The organism is Pleionea sp. CnH1-48, assembly GCF_024124665.1.
Lineage (GTDB): Bacteria > Pseudomonadota > Gammaproteobacteria > Enterobacterales > Kangiellaceae > JAMXSB01.
Window position 1 is genome coordinate 217,608 of the sequence record NZ_JAMXSB010000009.1, and the last position, 17,245, is coordinate 234,852.

Here is a 17,245-nt window from a genome sequence, read left to right on the forward strand (position 1 = left end):
TTTTATCCCTCCGAAAACAGCGCCCGAACATCTATGCAGGGACAATCTTTACCCTTATCTAAATCTCTATGCCCTAGAATTTCCTGAATCGGAAAGCGTAGCCTTAAGTCATCATAGAGGCGTTTCAATGTTGCATATTGAGCAAGCGTGTAATTAGCGTCTGCTTCTCCCTGTTCGTTAAGCCCACCTATGAGACACACGCCGATAGTTTGAGCGTTATAGCCCCGAACGTGAGCGCCTTGATATTGTAATGAGCGCCCAGACTCTAAGGAACCGTCACGATTGATCACAAAGTGATAGCCAATGTCAGACCACCCCCGATCCTCTGTGTGCCATCTTTTGATTATCTTAGCGTTTACCTTCATGCTTGGCTTTGTGGCGCTACAGTGGACCACAAGGCCGTATACGTTTGATTTATTTAGTTTTCTCATCTCTTTTCATTTTCCTTAATGAATGTTTTAGATTTGTTGTTTAATTTGAAGAGGGGCTTAGGACAGCCCCGAGAATAGACTTAGATAAAATTACATTGGGGAGTTAGAGCAAGCTTGATGGGATTCAAGTTTTACGCTGCTACTTTAAAGACAGCTTGAGACTTTTTTCTTACACTCTCCTTCTGCAGTTTCCTGAAAATTTTTTGATAGCCAACTTGAATGATTTAGTTTAGGCATGGTAATCGAGCGAAGCTAAGTTGCGTGCAAGGACACTTGATCACACATCACAGCAACAAGCAAGAATAGCCTCTTAACACTTAGCTGATAGACTTTCTGCATGCCTATCAGCTATTAACACCTACATTCTACTACTGATGTTTTTTTAGTATTGCTATTATTTCATCAGGGGCATCTGTTGATATAGCATAAGATAAAGGGGTCCACTTGCGGTCATTTTGATATTTAGGGTCTGCTCCGGAAGAAATCAGATATTCAATTACTTCAGGACTTTTCCCTCCAATTGCATCAAACAACGGAGTGCAACCAATATCTCCAATAGCGTTCACATTAGATCCAACTTCTACTAATATCTTTACTGGTTCAAGATCACCCCTGCGACATACTGTACGTAATGGTGTATCTTCCATAAAATTAGTATCGTCTACACTTTTCAACTTTTGTCCATACCAAGAGGGAGTATCTAAGCACTGTTTTAATACACCTTCAAACTATTCACAACAATCCCATTACTTGCGATAGAAAAGTCAAAAAACTATCCAAAAAAATAACTATTTACTTGAAGTGCTCACTAAGGCTCTATAAGTTCATCAAGCTCATGTTGATTTTCAGCAATATGCTTAAGGACTGACTATTGACACGATAAGACTAGATTCTCCTTTAATATGTCTTTAAGACTTGTGTATATTAAATCAATTTATTTCCCTATAGGATAGATTGACTGAGCAGGTTCAGGTTAATTTTCCTACTCAGTCAAAATGTTATTAAATAGCTTTCCAGATAAGCTTTATTTTTTCAACGCGCTTTTCAAAGCTACCATAAATATTGATTGGTGCGTCAAATGCAGCCTGATTATCTGCTACATGCATGAGGGTTTCATATAACTGATTCATAATCGGCTCTATGACATTAGGTTCATTTTCCAGCTTTAACTCAATTGCGCGAAGATAACAATGAGCGGTATCAGCTGCATCAAGTTCATCATATTCTTTTTCTTCAATAAATTGATTAAAACTTAACATATAATATCTAAAAGGTATTTCAGGCATTGCTCTAAGCTCTGAGACAGCCTCAATGACATTAGCTCGAAATCTAACATATGACTCATCCATAGACTTTCCATGAAAATGCATATAGGCATACTTCAGCTCCTGACATCGATTAATATCACCCCAATCTTTCTCAACAGGAATACATTTCATTACTTATCCTCTTCCTCTTGTGTTGCACACTTCGGCGCGCATTTCTTTTTATACTTGCCTTTTAAGTTAGCAAGTCGTAATCCCCAAGTCTCAATTTTCTCTGTATGACGCCCAGGGTTCCACTTAGCATCAAACTGCTTATAGAACTTAATACATTGTTTAGCATGATCAATTTGCTTTGACAAAGAAGAGCAACTATCACCTCTAGGCTTTGAATCGCAGTAACCTTTAGCTCGCTCGTACTCAAGTTGTCTTGCCACCGATGGGTTAGCTCTGTCAGTAGCGGGGTTTCCAGTTCGCTCTTCATCACCAGCTCTATGTGATGGTGTCGGAGCCGTAATATCCGAAGGCCCATTAACCCAATCGTAAATATCAGAACCTAAAGTCACGCCACCATTAGCAACAGTATAAAGACTATTAGCTGTTGAGCCAATTCGATACCCAACCACTCCTGCTCGACCAACAGGATGAGCTCCTATCGAAGCACTAATAGATGATTCGCCATTGGAGTCATAATAGTTGACCGGATTTTGATGAGTGTATGAATAGGTATTAACACCATCACCTAATCCAATAGGATCACTCTCTATATAACGTCCAATACTGGGATCGTAGTCTCGAAAGTAGTTATAATGCAAACCACTTTCTACATCATAATACTGCCCAGGGAATCGGATGTTATTTTCTACTGTATTAACAGTTACTTGAGCTTCTCCAAAGGGAGTGTAGCTCGCGTTCCAGACAACATTTTGGCTGTTATCTGTCATTAACTCAGGCGCACCTAGATGAGAGTTATGATAATAGTAAATCTGACTACCAACAATCTGTGCATAAGGTTGATTATTTAAATACACATATTCTTTAACAATCGCGCCATGTGCATCGCCTTCTGCTATGAGCTGACCTTGAGTATTGTAAATGTAATGTGTTTCAACTCCATTCAATATTTTAACGCTACGCTCACCTTTCGCATTATATTGATAGCTAGCCGTTGTGCTGCCTTTGGCTACCGAGCTTAATCGATTGGCTTGGTTGAAGCTCATAAACAAATCATTTTTACGAATCGTATTACCAACTGCATCATAATCAAAAGTGACCGCACGATGACCTTCAGACTTGAGTAACATAGTCCCATCCACTGATGGCACTTGAGTAGATTTGCCATAAGTATAGGTCGTATTGTCACCATTCTCTGCCAGTTGAGTTCGATTGCCGACTGAATCGTAACCGTAATCAAGAGAGCCGTATTGCCCACTCGCTGAATCTAATCGGTTAAGTTCATCGTAAGAGAATGTCTGATTAGCCGCTTCGGTATTATTGATGGTGGTAATTTGATTGTTGTTATCAAAGTTATAGTTTAAACGCCTAAGTCCAGTCACATCACTTTGAGTCAGTCGATAATCCAAATCATAGCCGTTAAATTGAACCAACCCATTGCCATAGGTTAAAGAAGAGAAAGGTCCAAAAGGCAAGTAACTCATATTACTCGCAATGGTTTGAGGAACACCATTAATTGTAACTTGCACCTCATGAACTTGCCCCAAGGCGTTATACACATAGTGAAGCTTGACACCAGATGGATACGTCAGTCCCGTTGCACGTCCGTTACTGTCAAAGTGGTACTCTGTAATATAAGACTGATTGTTGACAACTCGAATATCTTTAATCATCTGTCCGAAGGTATTGTAGACATACTGAGTGCTACCCGAAGGCTCTATCACCGACGTTAAATGCCCTCGACCATAATTCCCATCTTGCATATCATCATAATGAAGCGTTACGCTCTCTGAAGCACCTTGATATTGAACCGTCGCTAATCGATTAAGCGCATCATAGGTATAGGAGACTTGTACGTTTCTTGCGTCGGTTTTTGTTAGCAAATTACCTGCGCTATCGTAAGTATAGGTCGTCATACCTGTTGCAGGGCTTACTCGCTTAGTCACATCACCAAACGCATTATATTCATAAGTGGTTGTTAATGTTTTTGCATCTTCAACGGAAATAACTCGACCTTCGTTGTCATACTGAATAGAGGTTTCGCCATTTAAAGCATCTTTCACTTTAGTTAATCGACTTAGCGCATCGTAGAGGTTTTCTGTAGTGTTCGCATTCCCATCCGTATGTTGCTTCTGATTGCCTGCTTTATCATAAGCAAACTGTTGACTTTGTGCATTCGCACCTAACAGAGTCACTAACTCTCCAAGTCCATTGAAAACTTGCGAATGCTTTTTAAATACAACGCCGGAAACATTCTGGTTTTCCGATGACAGTTGATTACCCATCACATCATAGGTATATCGAACGCGATTACCTGACTTGTCGGCAATGCTGGTTAATCGACGGGCGCCGTCATATTCATAGCTTAAGGTATCACCCGAGGGTGAAGTGACTTTAGCGATTAGTCCTACTTCATTGTATTCAAAATTGGCCTGAGCACCGTTAATGGCTTGTGTTAATGGCAAACCACGGTGGTCCCACGTATAGGTCGTCGTTTGATTATTTGAGTCAACAATGCTTAAAGGCCTTCCATCAGCGTTGTAATCCGTAATCTGAACAGTATGCCCTAATGCATTATCAAACGAAGTTAACCGCCCTGTACTCGAATCGTAACGAAAGAAGGCTGTATCGTTAACATCCGTTCGAGGGCCATCTATAGATGTAACTTGACCAAACGAGTTGTAAGTGTAGGTAGTAATACGCGATTGATTGGTTGCAATATCTCGCAGTGTTTTGGTGAGCACTTTGCCATGTGCATCATAAATATACGCTGTCTCTAGATTCCCTTTGGTGATGCTTTTGACTTTATTGGCGGCATCATCCCAAACCTTGGTTGTTACCGTTTCTTCAGGTTTCCCTAAAGCTTCTGTAAAGGATATTTCTCGTTGATTGCTATCGTATCGATACTCTTCAATGTTACCGTTGGCATGAATTTTTTGCTTAAGGTTACCAACCTTATCATAAACATAAGCATCTTTACCCACCTGACCACAACCAGAACAAGGTAACGTTTCGATTTCGGTGACACGACGTCCACCAATAGAAGTTTCATAGCGATAAATCTTTTCGCTATATTCTGTCTCAGAAACATATTGTCGAACTTTGGTTTGATGTTCGGTTGAGTAATCAAACTCCACTCGGTCTGCACCGCCATCATGTACACTGGATGTTGCACGCCCTTTGTCGTCATACTGCCAGGTTGCATAACGCACACCCGACTCATCAATAATACCGGTTAAACCATGAGGAAAACGACTGTCTTCAAAGAGGAAAGTTTTAGTTGGGTTATCGGTTAAATCGTTATCCGTACTATCTGGATAAATTATTTTAATCAGATTTTTATGAGCATCGTATTCGAACCGATAATCTTTGTGACCCGGAGCCGTTACTTTACTCACCAAGCCATCCGAATTGTAATCAAACGCTAGAGTTTGTCCGAAAGTATTTGTTATCGACGCGAGTTTTCCAGATGAAGAACCAGACTCATGATAATGGTAAGTTCGCTGAATGCCGTTGGATTTGGTTTCGGAAACATGTCGACCTTCTGGGTTATATCGGTGTAATGTACCATCAGACAGCGTTTCTTCAACGCTTTTGTCCGCTAATACTTTTGCTCGTGCGCGACTTCCCGTTGTACTTTTTAATTCGTTGGCATTGTCGCCGTAGTAATATTGAATGTTACCATTTGCTTTTTGAATGCTGACAATCCATTCAGAACCCCATCGGTCAACATGATTTCCAGTCACTTTGCGTTCGAAAGAAAACCCTCGCATAGCGCCAAGCATACCCAAGCTTGGTGTACTGCTAGACGATGAATCTTTACTTATTTGGTCTTGGCTATTATAAGTAGTGGAGAAAGACAAGGCATCATGTCCCGAGCCTTGATAAATAGGCGTCGATTGATATTTAGTTCCCGTTAAACACCCAACAGGATTACCTTGAGTTTGCTCCGGATTAGATGGGCATGATTTTCCACCCACATGAAAGCTGTAATAAAAGAATGGATAACGAGTACCGTCTTCTCGATACCATCCCGCAGAATACACACGCATACCCGCAGCATTTCGACCTGCCGAAGGACACGAGCTATCTGGCCTAAACTCTCTTACTGCCGCATCACAGGCACTTTTTGCTTGAGCATCTGATTCAACAAACTCATTGACTCTGATATGGGTTCCACTGCCACCTGTAGCAGCTGACTGAACAGCATGAGCACTGAATAAAGCCCCACACAATAACAAAGACCGATAAAACATTATCATCTCCATAGAAAAATAGGTATATACGCCAGGTACGCAATCGGGCTAAAGTAATGCCCCAAAAAATTGCTTACCAAAGATTGATTAACAGCGCTTTGTATCTAATGCGTTAGAACGAGTCCTTTTCCGTTCACTCTGGATATCCGTTCAGAGCAATGCAATAAAGCGCAACTTTCATTCAAGAGAACTCCATTTCCACCTTAATGAGTTAAAAAGTACAAACAAACTTTCTGAGAAGCCCGTGGCAATAAAAAATACCCAATGTCCTATCCGTGACATTCTAGACTCAGCTCAAAAAGCGAACGCATTTTATCCACACGAGAGATGCATTGCAACCCAGAGAAGTAAGAATATGGCTTTTTATAACCTATTGAGAGTTGTTAGGTGCTTATAGTGCCAAGATTATGCACGTGTGTAGCACAAGGCTCTATTTAAAGCGCTTTTGTAACGTGCTATCAATGATGCCGCGAAGCAGCGAACGAAAGCCCAACGTATCAATGAAGAGTCCGGCCATTAAATACCAGTACCATTCGGGTGTCTCTTTTAACGCTTCAAAGCCTTGCTTAACGTAAATCTGCATATCAGGGATAAACGATAAAATTATCGGAACGGTTCCAATCACTAACAAATATTCATCTTTCCAACCGCGAGTTTTCAATGCGACCAAATCGAGATTGATGTCTGCGGCTTCCTGATTTTCTGCACGTCTGATTTTACTTTGAGATTCAGCCCTTAAAACTGCCAACTGTGTCTCTGTTTTGATTTTCTTGATTTCCTTTTTATGAGTTAGCCATGAAGTTAATGGACCCACAGCCATTTTCAAAACATCAAATAACATTCCTTTTTGTTTTCTCCTTAAGCTATTCCCTAGCTGTCTTAAAGTCGTGACATGGATAACAAAGTGATTGCAAGTTATTGGGATCATCGGTCCCGCCTCGTGCTTTCGATATGATGTGATCAACGGTTTGCGCTGCTTGTATTCGACTTGCTGAGAGACATATCTGACATAAATATTTATCACGCGCTAAGATTTCCTTTCTTAGCTTTTGCCACTTTGCACCATAGCCACGTTGTGACGATGTTCCGTGTTCGCTTTGCCACTTGCCCCAACTGGCAAGGGTTGAGTGTTCCTGACAATATCCATGTCTTTCTATTGTTAATTGCATGCAGCCTCTTTTGCGACATCCTCTAGGCGCTCTCTGCGGCATCTTTAAACCTCCTTATTATTTATTACCTACAGCTTTAACAATCGCGATGTCTTTTTGATTCGTTAAGGCTGTCCGGTGTATTTCTTTTAATTGACTCTCAGTTTGTGAGAGTCGTTGATTAATCGCGGCAAGTCTTGCGGCTGTCTCGATGGACATTTCGCGAGTCTCATCTAATTTGACCGCAATCTGATTTAGTCGCGCGTCCACGTTGCGCGTATAGTAGGTAGTGAAGCCTTGGAGAACTGTAAAGGTAATCCCCAAGACTGCTATTAACCATTGTGTTTTATTTTCTTTCATACTATTGTGTTAATGTATCAATTGGACCTTTCTCAACATCTAACTTAAAGGAAATTAAACTATGAATCCGTTTGCTCCCCTCAAACCTTTTTTTGACTACAAAAAATACACCATAAAGAAAGTAGAGCTTCTGATAAACGCAATTGATAAAGAACTTCTTCAAGGCGTAGAACTAAAAGACGCTAAAGAGTTTATTCAAATGAGCCTATTCAAGCTGCGAACAGGCATTAAAGCAGACGCCGAACAACGAAGATCACTAATAGACTTTCATAGCCGCTATAACGGATTTTTTAGTTGGACCCAATTGTGGTGCTGCCTCCCATACTTAAAGCAAGATATGAAAAAGGAAATAGAAGTAGAAGTAAATGCGAAGGATGTAATATTGTCAGTACTTTTCATCGGGATAGCTATTAGTTTAATTATAGTTTCTATAAAAAGTTTTGATGTTGCTCTAAGCAGCGAAGAGTTTCTTGCTAAAAGCGCATTCACTATCGTCACCTTGACTACATTTATTTCGTCTCTATTTTACCTCTTTCCCATTATTCAGTATCTATCAGCACTAAATTTAAGGCGGCAAGTTCGACTTCAAGATGCTGAGTTGGTTAGCCTAGAAAAATAAATAATCTTATTCACATCATAATCAACACTGACGCCCGCCTTGCCTCGTCCTTGGCGGGCCTCTGAGATTCTTCTAGCTGCTTTAACGATATTACCTAAATCAAAATCATTATTGACCATGCAACGAATTACATCATTACAAGTCACCTCTAATGATTCACCTTTTTGATTTGTAATGGTGAAATCGTAATAGCCAGAAGAACCGCCAGAACTAGTTATAGATTGGCTTTCTTTAACTCCAGCCCGAACTCTTACCGAGTCAGGATAACCCCGCTCGGTCGTTTCAAAGCCGCTTCTTGACCACTCACCAATACCAGCACCTTGTTTGATACAATCTTGACAACTATAGACATTACAACCTTTTGACTGACTGTAATAGATGCAATTGCTTTTTACGCTGCTTTTTCTTCTTTCTGTTTTTGTGGTGTCCATAGAATCACTTCCTTTTTTTCATTATCCCAATCAGAGGCCCTTAAGATTCGCGCCATGCGGGCGTTCAATAGTGCGACCTCTTCACTTAAATTATTAACGCTGTAAGTGCTCAAAACGATTTCCCAAGGGTCACCGCATGATACCTCTCTACGCCTTAGCTCTGTCTCTCCCTTGCGTTTTCCTCTCGTTAACGTGTGTTCGTATAGCTCAACTTTTTTCATTTCCTTAAGCAGTCGTTGAGCTGTTCCCATGCCAAAGTTAGGAGCGCCAAAGTAACCGTCCGTGATATCACCAGCGATACATTGAGCATAAAAAAAGTTATCCGCATCTTGTTCTGTGATAAGCCTTGGCGATGCGTCTTTGTCGGGGTTAAAGAATAGTCCTGGTATCGTCTGAATATCCTTATCAATAGACACAGCGATTTTTTCATAACCCTGTTTATAGCGTGGCTCTGTCATCAGTATTCCTATGATGTCGTCACCTTCAAGTTTTGGGCGCATGAAGGATTCGTAATGCTCTGCCAAACCTTCCTTGATATCTTCGAGACAGAGCGGCCTGATACTTTCCTTGCGACCGCCTTTGTAATCTCCAAGCTCATTTCTAAAGTAACCGCTTGGGTCACTCCAGCAAAACACTACCTCAGCATTTAACTTCTCTGCAATTTTATCAATCTGTTTAATTGCGCTCTTGATTGCATCATTAATATTTGTGTGTGCGGTGTAAATCCCATCACCCCAATCGATTTGTTTTTCATGAGCAACCGCCGCTTTCCATGCGAACGGATCACCGTCTAAAATTAAAACCCTCTTAATTGGTAACCTCCTTATTAAACTTTAATAGCTCACTCCCAATAAACTGTGCAATATGCGGGTCTAAACTATTTCCGTAATGTTTTATTGCACTTCGTGCCATCCTTTGGGAAATCGCATAGTCTCTTGATATAACAAGTCCTTGTATCCACTTGGCAAACCATTTTGATACGCCCTCACTAGTAAACTCGGGCTTTTCCTTTTTGTTGCTGATTGGCAGGGAATCCCCGTTGAGGATAGGTCTTTGTAATCTCGGTGTGTTGGGGTAGGCAATAATAAACAATCGCGCTCTTTGGTGATTCGCACCAAAGGCGCTAGATGGGATAACGTGCCACTCCGCATCATACCCGACGTCATGTAAATTTTTGAGGATGGTTGCAAGTCCTCGATGTCTAAGGTTCGCTGAATTTTCGATAAGTACATGTTTTGGTTTCACCTCCTTGATAACTCGAAAAAACTCAAACCACAAACCTGATTTCGTACCGTGTAAACCTTTTCCTTTTGTGTTGGCTTTTGAAATGTCCTGGCAAGGAAAACCACCACAAATCACATCGACATCTTTAAGCATCCCTACATCAAGGTATCTAATATCGTTGTAAATTGGTGTCTCAGGCCAATGCCTCTTTAATACATTTATTGCATGTTCATCAACTTCACAGAAACCAACTATTTCAAGTCCAGCTCTTTCTAATCCCAGTGCGAAACCGCCAATACCTGAAAACAGGTCTAAGACTTTCAGTTTTTCCGTTTTAATTTATTCAATCCTTAAAAAATACTTAGTGTGTTTCATACCAGCTCTTACCAATGTTTGAATCGGTAGCCAGAGGACATTTAAAAGAAAACATCTTTTCTACATTTCTTATTGCGTCTTGGCTAAGCTTTGATAAGTGCTCTGCGACTTCCTTTGTCTTGCAAGCAATCTGCAACTCATCGTGAACCCACGCACAGTATGCAAAATTACCATGCCACCCATGTTTTAACCCTGCTTCAATTGCCAACCTTTCAAGTTCCACAATCCACGCCTTGCAAATCAATGCACCTGCTGACTGTAACAGCGTATTAAGCGCAGCATGCGCCGAACGGATATAAACAGGTCGACCGTCAAGGCCCACAATGAAACCACGCTTAGCGGCCTTTGCTACGGCGTCTTTGAGGTACTTTAAGGCGGGGACACTATTAAAGAATTTAGTTTTTAACTTTTTACCAATATTCCTTTGTTTTTGTGCACTTGAGTGAGGTTCAACAATTGAACCAACCAATTGGTCACCAGCGCCGTAACATACGGAGTAAATAAATGTTTTCGCGTGGTCTCTTGTAGGCAGTCCCGCCGCTTTCTGATTTACTGTGTGAATGTCACCATTTAGAATCGTATCGATGTATGCGCCATTGTCCCAGCGACTCATGAAATGACCTAGACAGCGTAACTCAAGACCACTTGCATCGGTCCCTAACAAAAACCAGCCGTTGGGAACTGTCCATAGTTCCCGACACTCACGGCCAAAAGGAGCGCGCGCGGATGGTACTTGCGCCACATTCGGGTAAGCATGGGTTGCTCTCCCTGTTACTGCACCGTTAGGATTAACAGAACCGTGTATCTTTCCTTGTCTTATTGCTTTTAACCATCCTTGATTACCTTCGGCAAGTTGTGCGATACGTTTCTGTAACAAGAATTGCTTAGCAAAAAGCTTTGCCTCTTCGTAAGGCAGTTTTGACAAGATAGTCTCATCAATTTTAGCTTGGCCGCTTGGTGTAAACTCTTTCGGCTTCCATCCCTTATTCGTTAACACTCTCTCAATGTGCTGCCTTGAGCTTGGGTTAAAGTCAATCCATTTGATTTTACAGTATTCCGCTCCTTTGACCGTTGCGAGAGCGTTAGAACCCTTTTTAGGTTTAATAGTACGCTTTGCCTTTTTGGCTTCTTCGCATTTCCACCAACCTTTGAAACGCTTTTGAATTTCCCTTTCAATATCTGAACGTTTTTGTGAGAGGTGTGCATAAAGCTTAATGGCTTTTCCTTCATCAAAACAAAACCCATTTCGTTCCTGTTGAGAAAGCACAAAGGCCGCTTGGTGTTCCAGTTGTAAAGCTTGCTGTGATACGTTCTTGCTCTGTAATTTCCTCCATAAATCTAAATTAAGCTTTGTATCCTGTGTGCAATACTCAAGCATTTCCTCAGTGAAGTGTTGCCAGTCGGTAACCTCTGCAAACTCGCCTTTGTGATTGCCTAGACGATAGCCCCAAGCTTTCAACGAGTGAGAGCCTAATAATTTACTGGGCAACTTAAAACGGCCTCTATTCTGAAAATCAATGTCTTTAATATTCGAATAGATAAGTCTCGAACTTACTAAGGTATCGTAAATCTCTGAGGTCAGTTTTAGATTGACACCGTAAAGCTTTTGAATGACTGGCAAGTCAAAGTTGATAATATTATGCCCAGTGAGGTATGAGGCCGACTTAAGATAGTCAATCCCTCGCTCTATCTCGTGCGGCCTAAACTCTTTGATAACTTCCGTGTCAATGTCGATAGCGGTGATACAGTGAATTCTCGTTGCGTCAAAATATAATCCGTTTGTCTCAATGTCGAAGACAAGACGCATTCTTACACCTCCTTATCATTCCATGTTGGAGACATCCATTACTGCAATGCGTTTAGAATTAACTGCGTATTAATTAACGCTCGACGTGTAACAAGGTGTTTTAAATCGTTGCGACGTTCCATCAAATAAAGTAAGTCGGAAACGTCTTTTAACTCTCTCACTTCTGTATCTGATAACTCGAAGTGAACGCGCTTGATTTCTTCTGCTTGCTTCATATCCATAATAGAAATTTCCTAATTGATTAATTGTGTGTTGTGTTGATTATTTAAAAATCTGGTGGGTGTTCGTTAAATGGGTTGCTGAATTCCGTTTCAGCCTCAAACATCTTTCCGGTGTCTGAGTTGTACCCTAATGGGATGGTATGGCCAACAGAACGACCTGTGAGCCTGTCCTTAAGGCATCTTAAAATTGAGGTGTGTCTATCTTCTTCATCATCGGCTTGTTGATTTCTTTCGATTCCGAACATGAAGAATGACCAAAAGCCGATTGCTCGACTTCCTTTAAACTGTCGAATAGTAACCCGTCCGCCTTCCTCGTGGCTCTTTCCGTCTGGTGTGGTTAAGTGGGAAATAACATGAATCATTGCACCTAATCGATTAGCAATCTCATAGAGTCCCTTCATGATTCTTTCTAACTCGGTGCGTTCGTCTTCTTCGGCTCCTGTTGCCATTGCTGTTAGATGGTCGATGAAAAATCGTTTTACACCCTGACCGATATAGTAAAGCATCACTCCTTGTATACTCTCCCAATCAGTAACGCCGTTCGCATCGTAAAGGTGAAGATTTTCATAAAGCTTTGGGTGTGTTAAGGCGTCTTTCAGTTCGCCAGTCTCCCAGCTTCCATCGGGCAAGTGAAAGCGCTTTCCTTGAGCTTTCCCTGCGGTTCTCTTTGCAGCTTCCTCGGGGTTCATCTCCATATAGAACACCGCGCAAGGTTCATTGAGTTCTATACAGTCATAAGCGATTTGCTGTGTGAAAAAATCCGTTTTCCCAACGCCAGTACCCGCACCCAGTGTATAGATTTCGCCGTAACGTCTGCCATAGGTTAACCGCGTCAATTCTTCACACCACCAAGGATCACCTTTAACGGGAGGCGTTAGGCAAGACTCTAAGATATCAGCAATCTTTAAAACGCCCGCTGGTTTATACTCCTGCGCATTCCAGATAGCTTTTATTAAATCAGCTTCACGTCCAGCCAATAACAGTTCGTTAGCATCTTTGAGCGGTAATTTTGCAAGCTTGATTTTTATATGGCCTAGCAAATGTTTAGCACAAGCCTCCGCACTCGTTTGTCCAGGATCATCACTGTCGAAACACAAAATCACCTCGTCGAATCGCTTAAGATAATCAAGGTTAGCTAGCAGAACTTTAACCGCTGATTGCACGCCATTTGGCAAACTCACAACGGGGTATTTGTTCCCTTGTGCTTGGCTCAACGAGAGCATATCAATTTCGCCCTCTGTGATTACAAGCTTTCTCCCACCTGTCCAGAGGTGCATACCTATAAGTGGTTTACTTGATAAATCTCCGATTACTCTAAAGTCCTTGTTTTGCAACCGTAGCTTTTGAGCAATCAGCGTTCTTTTGTCATCGTAAATATTGCAGATATGAACGGGCTTATCTTGATAGGTTCCGATTTGATAGTTAAATAACTTACACGTTGCCTGATTAATACCGCGTTTACTTAAAGCTCTAGTCTCTCCCTGTATAGAATCTTTTAACACTTTGGGCTTCCCTTGCCCTTTCCTTAAACTTCCTTGTTGCCCGTCTGTGGGCTGCTCAAAGTAATTACACTCATTACCAAAGCAATGCGACGAACCGTCTTTATATCGCGCTAGATTGTCCTTAGAGCCGCACTGGGGGCAGCTCTCTTTGCGTTCATAGTTTGATACATCCATATAATCAAACCTGTTTTAATGTAATTGTGATTTAAGTAATTTATTCAGCTTTTCTGATTGCTTTTGCGCGAGTTTGAAATCTGCACGATGTAATGAATTGTTGATAGCCAACATCAAAAATTCTGATTCCTGCGACACGTTACGAACAAGCGTATAGAGCCTTGTGGTTTTGTCTCGATTCGTTTTGATATTCCAGCCGAGACTACGTAGGCGCATCACGACATCGTGAAGATTGCGCACGCCTTTGACTTGTAATGCATATTCTTTGTCGATGTAGCCATGTGTTAATAGCGCCTCTCCAACAATCTTTAGTTGACCTTTAAGGTTTGCCGTTGAATATAAAATCATGTCTCTCCTTGATATTCTGATAAATTGAAATTAAATGTTTCCTCTCCCTTCTTAACGATTTTCTTGGTGGCAATAATTCGATACACCTGACGGTCATTGAATCCGTAACGGTTCGCCAAGGTGTCTAAAAATGGCTTGAAAGTGTTATCTAAGTCAGAGTTTCGATGGCTTACACCAACGATGATTGATAACACTAACGGACCTTTTGGCACTTCTATATCTGGTAAAAGACGTGCAAACTTAGCTTTAAACTGTCGATATTTAGGTGTGTCCGTTTTCTTGCCTAAGTGCATTTCATTCGCTGACAAGGGTTTTATTTGCACAGTTACCCATTCCGTTATCATCAAAAGTCAAAGTCCTCTGCATCGTCGCTCGTAGAGGCACTAAAATGATTCTCTGCGCCTTCTTCGGAAAACTCGAACCCATCTACAGCGGTAAAGCCAAAGTCCTCAGCATCGCGCTCGTAGGTGTCTACAAGATTGATTACTTGTACCGCGTAGATGCCTAAAGTCACTCCTTTGTTAGCACCGTTAACATAACCGCGCATAGTCCCTGCGACTTTGATAGTCGAACCACCATAGAGCTTTGAAAGTTCCTTAATGCGTTTTCCTTTCGCATCGTAAAAGACCAGCTTTACAGAGTCGCCATTAATGACACCGCTCTGTTTTAACTTTACGGTGTAGGTGCCATCGTCGTTCAACTCATACGGCACACGAAACTTTGATGCGTCTTGCTTCTTTCCGGTTTTCTCTGAGACTTGGCTAACGTAGTGTTTTAAGTACTTATCAATCTTATCTCTAAGAGGCTTTGATTCTTCTACGCTCATCACCAAATCAACTTTGTAAATACCCTCTGCATCGAACTTGGTATCCAGTTGTGTAAGTGACGGGTATACGGCACGCCCTGCGCCTGTGGTGAATGGTACGTTTTTGTTATTCGTCAAATTAAATTCCTTTTTGATTGTTGTTTATGTCTTGCTTAATGTGTCGCGCTCCATGCGCTTTGTGCAGCTATCTGCATAGCAGGTGTGATTTCTCTTGGGACGTAACCAAACTGGTCACGCATGTAGTTAATCAAGAATTGTCGTGTCATGTGTAACGCTCCTTGCGTTGTTAAAAAGTTGTCCTTTGGGAGGCCGCCCCTTCTTCTAAAGTAGAGCGACCATAGATTTTTCGAGCCGCTCCTTCTTCTAAAGTAGAGCGACCATGGAAAGTTCTTGTTTTCTTTGTAAAAGTCACCGTCTATTTAAAGGGCCTGTGAGCTGGCTTTATGAGGCTTTTAAAGTCGCCCACCTAACTGCATTCGGCTTTCATGTTCACCGCTTAGAAGATCTCTTAGGGGCCCTCTGAGATCTCTACCAATGGATTTTGAAAATATGAAGTTTTTAACACTGAATTTTTATGGTCGCTCTACTTTAGAAAGAGGGGCGCTTTTGTGTGGCTTTGCTTGACCTCTATTTTCTGTGTAAAAAGCAGTCAATTTTATGGTCGCTCCACTTAGGAAGAAAGGGACCGTTTTAAGGCGCTGTGTCAGGCTTATTTTGGTGGTTGAAAAACCATCAATTCTATGGTCGCTCTACTTAGGAAGAAAGATAACCTTAAAGATAATCTTAAAGACACCTTAAAGATCATCTTAAAGACTGCTTAAAGATACTCTCCAAGATAGTCTCTAAGATCATCTTAAAGACATGGCTCAAACACGTTCAATTCTATGGTCGCTCTACTTTAGAAGAAGGGGCGGCTTTGAGTTCTGCTTTCAGTCCCGCTTAAAGAGTTCAAAAAGTGGTCTGATTCTATGGTCGCTCTACTTTAGAAGAAGGGGCGGCCCTTTGGCCAATCTGAAATTAATCTTAACGATGCCTACGGGGTGTAGGCAGAAATTAATCAAACAAGGAAAATAACATTTATGATTAGCACAATTATCAAATATCGAAACATGCCTATCCAAGTTCACAAACTTAATGGTGAGCTATGGTTCAACTTAAAGCATATTGGATTTTTATCAAACCTAGATAAACCTATCGAGCAACTCGTGGATATGGTCAGCAAGGTTGATGGGATCGTAACTCACACCAACCAAGGTTGGACAAGTTCAGAGTTTATGATTCCAATTTCAGAGGTCCGTAAACTGATTGTACACAATGACAAAATAAACATGCCCTACTTTGAAGTGTGGCTTGAGTGGGTCGAGGAATCCCTTAACGACCTAGAAACCGGTTGTCATTTGATGAGCTTACGTAAAGCTGAGTTAGTTGATTTTATTAACAAGACTAACCAAGAAATCGAACAGATGGAGAAGGTGCTTGAAGAGAACGACAGAAAGAAAAGAGCCTTACTTTACTTGGTGCACTAAAGCGAGTTGAAAAGGAATCTTGAGGTTGGTCGTTTAGCCAGCCTCTTAGTAAATAGAAATTAATCCAGATAAGGAAATTTAAAGTAATGGATATTCTGTCTTTCAAGTTTAATAGTCAAAAAATCAGAGTGGTGGTGTGTGGTAGTGAGCCTTGGTTCATTGGTAAAGATATTGCCGAGGTGCTGGGTTATGTGCAACCTTGCTCTGCTATTAGACGCCACTGTAAAACGATTAAACATTTAAGCGCTGCAAACTTACTTGATAAGGATATACCGCCACGTGGCTATCTGATAATTCCTGAAAGTGAAGTCTTAAGGTTGATTGTCAAATCCAAGTTACCTAACTCATTCGAACTTGAGGACTGGATTGTCACAGAGGTGATGCCTAAGATTGAAAGAGAGGAAGTGACACATAGCATCCAAAGTATGCCAGATAAGGAATTACTTAAGTTCACTTTGAACTTGCTACAGGAACACGAAAAACTAAAGGAAAAGTTTAAGACATTTGAAGACTGTCTTACTTACCAATACAACTTATGTAAAACACAATAAGGACATTTAA

The 17,245-nt window shown here is 41.2% G+C and carries 19 protein-coding genes; 3 read left to right on the forward strand and 16 right to left on the reverse strand.

Annotated features, from left to right (window positions below):
• Window positions 1-2: 2 nt before the first annotated feature.
• The 7 genes from NH399_RS15710 to NH399_RS15740 all read right to left on the reverse strand — a co-directional run bounded on the left by NH399_RS15710 (window position 3) and on the right by NH399_RS15740 (window position 7,631).
• Complete coding sequence (locus NH399_RS15710) at window positions 3-431, reverse strand: N-acetylmuramoyl-L-alanine amidase (RefSeq protein ID WP_253041723.1); 429 nt, start codon at window positions 429-431, stop codon at window positions 3-5.
• Between the two features lie 368 nt (window positions 432-799).
• The gene (locus NH399_RS15715) at window positions 800-1,105 is read right to left on the reverse strand and encodes an ankyrin repeat domain-containing protein (protein ID WP_253041725.1); all 306 of its coding nucleotides are present in this window, start codon (window positions 1,103-1,105) and stop codon (window positions 800-802) included.
• A gap of 327 nt (window positions 1,106-1,432) precedes the next feature.
• Complete coding sequence (locus NH399_RS15720) at window positions 1,433-1,870, reverse strand: hypothetical protein (protein ID WP_253041727.1); 438 nt, start codon at window positions 1,868-1,870, stop codon at window positions 1,433-1,435.
• Entirely contained in the window at window positions 1,870-6,123 is a 4,254-nt protein-coding gene (locus tag NH399_RS15725; RefSeq protein WP_253041729.1) for an RHS repeat-associated core domain-containing protein, read from the reverse strand. The genes NH399_RS15720 and NH399_RS15725 overlap by 1 nt, the downstream gene beginning before the upstream one ends.
• A 430-nt stretch (window positions 6,124-6,553) precedes the next feature.
• Complete coding sequence (locus NH399_RS15730; RefSeq protein WP_253041731.1) at window positions 6,554-6,964, reverse strand: hypothetical protein; 411 nt, start codon at window positions 6,962-6,964, stop codon at window positions 6,554-6,556.
• 22 nt (window positions 6,965-6,986) lie between these two features.
• Window positions 6,987-7,292, reverse strand: a complete 306-nt coding sequence (locus NH399_RS15735) for an HNH endonuclease (RefSeq protein WP_253041732.1) — start codon at window positions 7,290-7,292, stop codon at window positions 6,987-6,989.
• A gap of 57 nt (window positions 7,293-7,349) precedes the next feature.
• Window positions 7,350-7,631: a hypothetical protein gene (locus NH399_RS15740; RefSeq protein WP_253041733.1), complete on the reverse strand. Its 282-nt coding sequence runs from the start codon at window positions 7,629-7,631 to the stop codon at window positions 7,350-7,352.
• Between the two features lie 61 nt (window positions 7,632-7,692).
• Between NH399_RS15740 and NH399_RS15745 the strand changes: the two genes are divergently transcribed.
• On the forward strand, window positions 7,693-8,250 hold the full coding sequence (locus tag NH399_RS15745; RefSeq protein WP_253041735.1) for a hypothetical protein: 558 nt from the start codon (window positions 7,693-7,695) through the stop codon (window positions 8,248-8,250).
• Here NH399_RS15745 and NH399_RS15750 read toward each other — a convergent pair.
• The 9 genes from NH399_RS15750 to NH399_RS15790 all read right to left on the reverse strand — a co-directional run bounded on the left by NH399_RS15750 (window position 8,217) and on the right by NH399_RS15790 (window position 15,275).
• On the reverse strand, window positions 8,217-8,681 hold the full coding sequence (locus NH399_RS15750; protein ID WP_253041737.1) for a hypothetical protein: 465 nt from the start codon (window positions 8,679-8,681) through the stop codon (window positions 8,217-8,219). The two genes, NH399_RS15745 and NH399_RS15750, sit on opposite strands and share 34 nt — an antisense overlap.
• Window positions 8,642-9,508: a hypothetical protein gene (locus NH399_RS25955; RefSeq protein WP_371876085.1), complete on the reverse strand. Its 867-nt coding sequence runs from the start codon at window positions 9,506-9,508 to the stop codon at window positions 8,642-8,644. The genes NH399_RS15750 and NH399_RS25955 overlap by 40 nt, the downstream gene beginning before the upstream one ends.
• Entirely contained in the window at window positions 9,489-10,244 is a 756-nt protein-coding gene (locus tag NH399_RS15760) for a DNA cytosine methyltransferase (RefSeq protein ID WP_371876086.1), read from the reverse strand. Before NH399_RS15760 ends, NH399_RS25955 begins: the two co-directional genes overlap by 20 nt.
• A gap of 22 nt (window positions 10,245-10,266) precedes the next feature.
• Entirely contained in the window at window positions 10,267-11,901 is a 1,635-nt protein-coding gene (locus NH399_RS15765; RefSeq protein ID WP_253041741.1) for a DNA polymerase, read from the reverse strand.
• Window positions 11,902-12,125: 224 nt separating this feature from the next.
• Window positions 12,126-12,308: a hypothetical protein gene (locus NH399_RS15770; RefSeq protein ID WP_253041743.1), complete on the reverse strand. Its 183-nt coding sequence runs from the start codon at window positions 12,306-12,308 to the stop codon at window positions 12,126-12,128.
• A gap of 44 nt (window positions 12,309-12,352) precedes the next feature.
• Window positions 12,353-13,984, reverse strand: coding sequence for a toprim domain-containing protein (locus NH399_RS15775; RefSeq protein WP_253041745.1), 1,632 nt, complete (start codon window positions 13,982-13,984; stop codon window positions 12,353-12,355).
• Window positions 13,985-13,999: 15 nt separating this feature from the next.
• Window positions 14,000-14,332: a hypothetical protein gene (locus NH399_RS15780; protein WP_253041747.1), complete on the reverse strand. Its 333-nt coding sequence runs from the start codon at window positions 14,330-14,332 to the stop codon at window positions 14,000-14,002.
• Window positions 14,329-14,676 (reverse strand): RusA family crossover junction endodeoxyribonuclease, encoded by a 348-nt coding sequence (locus tag NH399_RS15785; RefSeq protein WP_253041749.1) that lies wholly within the window; start codon window positions 14,674-14,676, stop codon window positions 14,329-14,331. Before NH399_RS15785 ends, NH399_RS15780 begins: the two co-directional genes overlap by 4 nt.
• On the reverse strand, window positions 14,676-15,275 hold the full coding sequence (locus tag NH399_RS15790) for a hypothetical protein (RefSeq protein ID WP_253041751.1): 600 nt from the start codon (window positions 15,273-15,275) through the stop codon (window positions 14,676-14,678). The genes NH399_RS15785 and NH399_RS15790 overlap by 1 nt, the downstream gene beginning before the upstream one ends.
• Before the next feature lie 962 nt (window positions 15,276-16,237).
• Between NH399_RS15790 and NH399_RS15795 the strand changes: the two genes are divergently transcribed.
• Window positions 16,238-16,684, forward strand: a complete 447-nt coding sequence (locus NH399_RS15795; RefSeq protein WP_253041753.1) for a hypothetical protein — start codon at window positions 16,238-16,240, stop codon at window positions 16,682-16,684.
• 86 nt (window positions 16,685-16,770) lie between these two features.
• Window positions 16,771-17,235: a BRO family protein gene (locus tag NH399_RS15800; RefSeq protein ID WP_253041755.1), complete on the forward strand. Its 465-nt coding sequence runs from the start codon at window positions 16,771-16,773 to the stop codon at window positions 17,233-17,235.
• The last annotated feature ends 10 nt before the right edge of the window (window positions 17,236-17,245 follow it).